Origin of the sequence: Streptomyces calidiresistens, assembly GCF_014141525.1 — a bacterium.
Classification (GTDB): Bacteria; Actinomycetota; Actinomycetes; order Streptomycetales; family Streptomycetaceae; genus Streptomyces; species Streptomyces calidiresistens.
This window is the reverse complement of sequence record NZ_VKHS01000418.1, coordinates 1-4,842: the sequence shown is the minus strand read 5'-3', so window position 1 is coordinate 4,842 and position 4,842 is coordinate 1. Positions and strand designations below refer to the sequence as shown.

Genomic DNA, 4,842 nt, shown 5'->3' with positions numbered 1-4,842 from the left:
CCGACCAGGGAACGCAGCTCCTGCGGCACGTCGTCCAGCACGGGGGCCTCGTACACCACCCGGTAGAGCAGGGAGGGGGTGCTCGGCTTCTCCCCCCGGCGTTCGAAGGGGCCGTGCCCGGTGGCCGGGTCGGTGGGGGAGCCGCAGAGCCGCTCGGCCTCCTCGGCCCGGCGCGCCAACTCGGCGCGCAGGTCCTCCGGCAGCCGTTCGGACCACCGGCCGGGGTGGTCCAGGCCGAAGGCGGTGGGGTCGGCGACCAGGTCGGCGGCCCGCGGCCGGTCCGCCGGATCCTTGGCGAGCAGCCGTCCGACCAGGGAACGCAGCTCCTGCGGCACGTCGTCCAGCACGGGGGCCTCGTACACCACCCGGTAGAGCAGGGAGGGGGTGCTCGGCTTCTCCCCCCGGCGTTCGAAGGGGCCGTGCCCGGTGGCCGCGTGGACCAGCACGGCACCGAGGGCGAAGAGGTCCACGGCCGGGCCGAGCGGGGCGGTGCCCTCGATCTGTTCCGGGGCCATGTAGCCGGGGGAACCGACCACGCCACCGGTACGGGTCAACGAGGGGTCCTCGGCGGCGCGGGCGATGCCGAAGTCGATGAGTTGCGGACGCCGGGCGGCGAGCAGCACGTTGGACGGCTTGAGGTCGCGGTGCACCAGGCCGGCGGCGTGCACCGCGGCCAGGGCCCCGGCCAGTTCCCCGGCGATCTCCCGCACGACGGGCAGCGGCAACGGACCGGCGGCGAGGACCCGGTCCTCGATCGAGGGGGCGGGCACGTACTCGGTGGCCAGCCACAGCGGGCCCGGCGTCTCCCCACCGCCGCGGCTCCAGTCCACGACCGGGACGGTCCACGGGCTGCGCACCCGGTCGGCGTGCCGGATCTCCCGTTCGAAGCGCCGGCGGAAACCCTCGTCGCGGGTGTGGCGGGCCAGGATGGTCTTCAGGGCGAGGGGGCGCCCGCCGGGAGTGCGGGCGAGATAGACGCGCCCCATGCCACCGGCCCCGAGCCGGCGCAGCAGTCGGTAGCCGCCGATGTCCTTCGGGTCGTCCGCGTGCAGTGGTTCCACGTGCTCTCCCGGTGCCGTCGCCTGCGCGAGCAGCGTAGGACGAGGGGACGGGCGGTGGTGGGGACGAAGGGGAACCGTTGCCGCGTGCGGACCGCTTTGTGACGATCGGGGAGCGCGCGTTCGCCGCCCCGGTGGCCGGGTGGCCCCGTCCGGGGTGTCGCGAGAGCGCCGGCCCGGGGGTCGGGGGAGGGTCTGATGATTCGTCACATGTGCCGTGTCGATACCAAGTTGAGTCCGGCTGGATCCACCATCGGTCTGGCGCGGGGTAACCGGGTGGTGTGAGGATGGATGAGGCACGACGGACCGCCTCCCGCCGGGGTGTGCGTCGAGGCCGCCCGTACCCCGAAGCGTGTGCACCCGCCCTCCGTCGGAACGAGGGCCGGCGCCGACTTCGTGTGCCCGCCGCCGGACGGCGCCCCGCACCCTCCCCCCGGGGGTGCGCCCGCGCCGGGCGGGCCCGTGCGGGACGGTGCGCGGCGGGTCCGTCGTGGTGCGCGCCGACGCACGCCGTCGACGCGGAACAGGGCGAGACGGACGCGGCAGGGGTGACGGATGTGAACGGAGCGGTGAGGGCTCGACCGGGGTCGCTGATACCCCCGCCCCGCCCGGGGAACGACGGGGAACGGGCGATCCAACAGCGCCTGGGCACCACCGAACGGGCCGAGCGCTTCTACACCGACGAACTGCGCGACCACCTCGACGCCGGGCTGCGGGCCCTCCTCTCCCGCCAGCGGGTCTTCTTCCTGGCGACGGCCGATCGCGAGGGGGCGTGCGACTGCTCCATCCGATCCGGGGCGCCGGGTTTCCTCCGCGCCCCCGACGACCGCACCCTGCTGTTCCCGGTCGGGACGGGCCGGGGCGTGCACGCCTCGGTGGGGAACATCACCGAGAACCCCCGGGCGGGCCTGCTGGTGATCGACGCCGACGGCGCGCACGGCCCGGCCGGCACCGGGGTGCGGATCAACGGGCGGGCCCGGGTCCTGCTCCCCGAACAGATGCGGTTGCAGTTCCCCGACCTGATGGTGGCGGACGCCGCGGCCCCCCTGTGGGTGCGGCTCGACGTGGAGGAGGTCTTCCGGTACGCGCCGGAGACCCCCGACGCGCCCGACGGACTGGTGCTGCGGATCGGCCCGGCCGCCCCGTTGCCGGCGCCGGAGCGCCCCGCCGGGGGCGCGCCCGCCGGGGACACGGCGGGCGACGGGGCCGGGGAGCGGGCTCCCGCCCCCGCGCACCCGGGGCCGCTGCCGGTGCGCTCCCCCGGTTCGCACGGCCGGGTGCGCGCCGCCGCCGTGTCCCCCTCGGGGCGGGGCGGTCGGACCGGTCCCCGCCCCTCCCCGGCGCCCGGCACGCCCGGGGCCGGGGCCCCCGGGCCGGTCGGTGACGTCCCGCACGACGGGGTCGGGGGGCCCGTGTCGGGCGGGGCGGAACTCACGGTGGCCCGGGCCGGGGCCGTGGGGGCGGCCCGCACCGGGCAGTTCTTCGGCGCCGCCCGGGAGGCCCGGGACCGTCCCCCGCGCACCGACCTCCCGGGGCCCGTGGGCGACCCCGGCCCCGGGCCCGGCCCCGGAGCCGGTCCGCCGGTGCCGCCGACCTCCGCGGCCTGGCGCGCGGAGGCGGCACGGTGGGTGGCCGAGGCCGAACGGCGCGGGGAACGCCACGGCTACCCGTCCCGCCCCGGCCCCGCCGCCTGGTTCGCCGCCCGGCGCTGAGCCGGGCGCGGCGGGGCCGCTCAGCGCAGGTCCGGGGCGAGCAGGGAGAGGACGCCGGGGATGTTCCGCACCAGGTACCGGTAGAGCGACTCCGGCACCAGGTTCACGGAGGAGAGCCCGGCCCGGGTGAACGGCAGCCGCACCGTCTCGTACTCGCCGCACGGCTCCTCCACCTCGGGTCCGTGCCGCAGCGACGGGTCGATGGAGGTGGGTCGGCAGACGAAGAAGTGCTGCACCTTCACCGGCCGCGGGCCGTCCGTCCGGGGGGCGTGGTGCCCGTCGGCGGGGCCGACCGGCACGGTGTCCACGAAGGCCGGGACCACGTCGGTGACCTTGGCGCCCAGCTCCTCCAACATCTCGCGGTGCAGGGCGTCCAGCACCGTCGCGTCCCCCGGTTCCACGCCGCCGCCCGGGGTGATCCAGTACGGCGCCGTGCCCGGCTTGGTCCGCTTGATGACGATCATCTCGGGGACGGGGGGCACGCCCCCGCGCCCGACGGGCCCGGTGTCCAGGAGGATCGCCCGGGCGGTGCGCTTGACCACGGGTGGTGCGTCGGTCATGGGAGGGATTTCGCCGGCGCGGGCCCGCACCAAACCTCCCCGGCGCCGATCCGTCGCCGTCCCGCCGTCCCGTCGTGGTTCCCGCCGCCCCGAACGGACCGGACCGCGCGCCGGTGGGCGGCGGGTGTCAGGCGCCCCGGCGTGCGACCTCCAGGGCCCGCCGCACGTCCGCGACCAGATCGGCCGGGTCCTCCACCCCCATCGACATCCGCACGAAGCCCTCGGCCACCGCGTCGGCCGACGCGCCGTCCGGGGTCGTCCACCGACCCCGCCGCTCGGCGGTGGAGCGCACCCCGCCGAAGCTGGTGGCCTCCTCCACGATCCGCGACGCGCCCAGGAACCGCTCCGCGAACCCCCGGTCGGGGAGGGTGAAGCCGATCACGCAGCCGAACCGCCGCATCTGCCGCGCCGCGAGGTCGTGCGCCGGGTCCCCGGGCAGCCCCGGGTACCGCACGCCGGTCACGTCCCCGCGGGTCGCGGCCTCGTCCAGGAGCGCCTCGGCCACCGCCAGGGCGTTGCCCTGCTGGCGGGAGGTGCGCAGTTCCAGCGTGGCCAGGCCGCGGTGGACCAGCCACGCCTCCACGGGGCCGGGGATGGCGCCGACGATCTTGCGCCATCCCACCACCCGCTCGACCACCGAGGCGTCCCGGGCGGCGACGTAGCCCAGCAGCACGTCCCCGTGGCCGTTGAGGGCCTTGGTGCCGCTGGCCACCGACAGGTCGGCGCCCAGTTCCAGCGGGCGCTGGCCCAGCGGCGTGGCCAGGGTGTTGTCCACCGCCACCAGCGCGCCCCGGGCGTGCGCCGCCGCCGCCAGCTCCCGCACGTCACAGACGTCCAGGCCGGGGTTGGAGGGTGTCTCCAGCCACAGCATCCGCAGTCCGGTCGCGGACTCCACGACGCGCAGCGCCTCCGGCCCCGGCGTGGGGACGGTCAGTACCCTCACGCCGCCCGCCTCCAGCCGCTCCCGCACCCGCTGCAGCAGGTTGTAGCCGTCGGCCGGGAGGATCACGGTGTCGCCGGGGCCGGTGAGGGAGAGCAGCGCGGCGGAGATGGCCGCCATGCCGGAGCCGAAGACCACCGCCCGGGCGTCGCCGGACGGGTCCTCCAGCTCGGCGAGGGCCCGCTCCAGCGCGGTCCAGGTCGGGTTGGAGTCCCGACCGTAGGCGTAGGGGGCGCCGGCCGGGTCGCCCGGCAGGTGGTAGTGGGCGGCGAGCACGGGGCCGGGCAGCGGCTCCCGGTACGGCTCGGCCTCCGGCAGGCCCGCGTGCACGGCCCGGGTGGCCTCGCCGGTGGGCACCGCGTCCGTCGCCGCGTTCCGCCCCATCGGGTCCCCGCCGTTCCCGGTCATCCGCTTCCCGCCTCTCTCGCCGCGTCCCCCGGCCGTCCGTGGGGGCGCCCGTGGTGCCTCGTGGGGCCGGGGCTCACCCGGCCGGAACGGGACGTGTCACCGTCCCGCACAGCGCACGGTAACCCCCGCCGGGCGGGGCGGCGCGCGAGGGGGCGTGCGGGAGG

At 77.4% G+C, this 4,842-nt stretch carries 4 protein-coding genes; 1 reads left to right on the top strand and 3 read right to left on the bottom strand.

Annotation, left to right across the window (positions count from 1 at the left end; all coding sequences use genetic code 11):
• Positions 1-1,061 (bottom strand): serine/threonine-protein kinase (locus FOE67_RS16695; protein WP_182665083.1); only part of this gene is annotated, 1,061 nt, incomplete at its 3' end.
• Between the two features lie 566 nt (positions 1,062-1,627).
• Between FOE67_RS16695 and FOE67_RS16690 the strand changes: the two genes are divergently transcribed.
• Entirely contained in the window at positions 1,628-2,770 is a 1,143-nt protein-coding gene (locus tag FOE67_RS16690) for a pyridoxamine 5'-phosphate oxidase family protein (RefSeq protein WP_182665081.1), read from the top strand.
• 20 nt (positions 2,771-2,790) lie between these two features.
• On the opposite strand, the gene FOE67_RS16685 is transcribed toward FOE67_RS16690, so the two are convergent.
• Positions 2,791-3,330 (bottom strand): NUDIX domain-containing protein, encoded by a 540-nt coding sequence (locus tag FOE67_RS16685; RefSeq protein ID WP_182665079.1) that lies wholly within the window; start codon positions 3,328-3,330, stop codon positions 2,791-2,793.
• A 127-nt stretch (positions 3,331-3,457) separates the two neighbouring features.
• Positions 3,458-4,678, bottom strand: coding sequence for a cystathionine gamma-lyase (locus tag FOE67_RS16680; protein WP_438874241.1), 1,221 nt, complete (start codon positions 4,676-4,678; stop codon positions 3,458-3,460).
• Between the last annotated feature and the right edge of the window lie 164 nt (positions 4,679-4,842).

Excerpts from the sequence above, each read along its gene's own strand:
- FOE67_RS16685 (WP_182665079.1), bottom strand. The coding sequence starts at position 3,330 with ATGACCGACGCACCACCCGTGGTCAAGCGCACCGCCCGGGCGATCCTC.
- FOE67_RS16680 (WP_438874241.1), bottom strand. The coding sequence starts at position 4,678 with ATGACCGGGAACGGCGGGGACCCGATGGGGCGGAACGCGGCGACGGAC.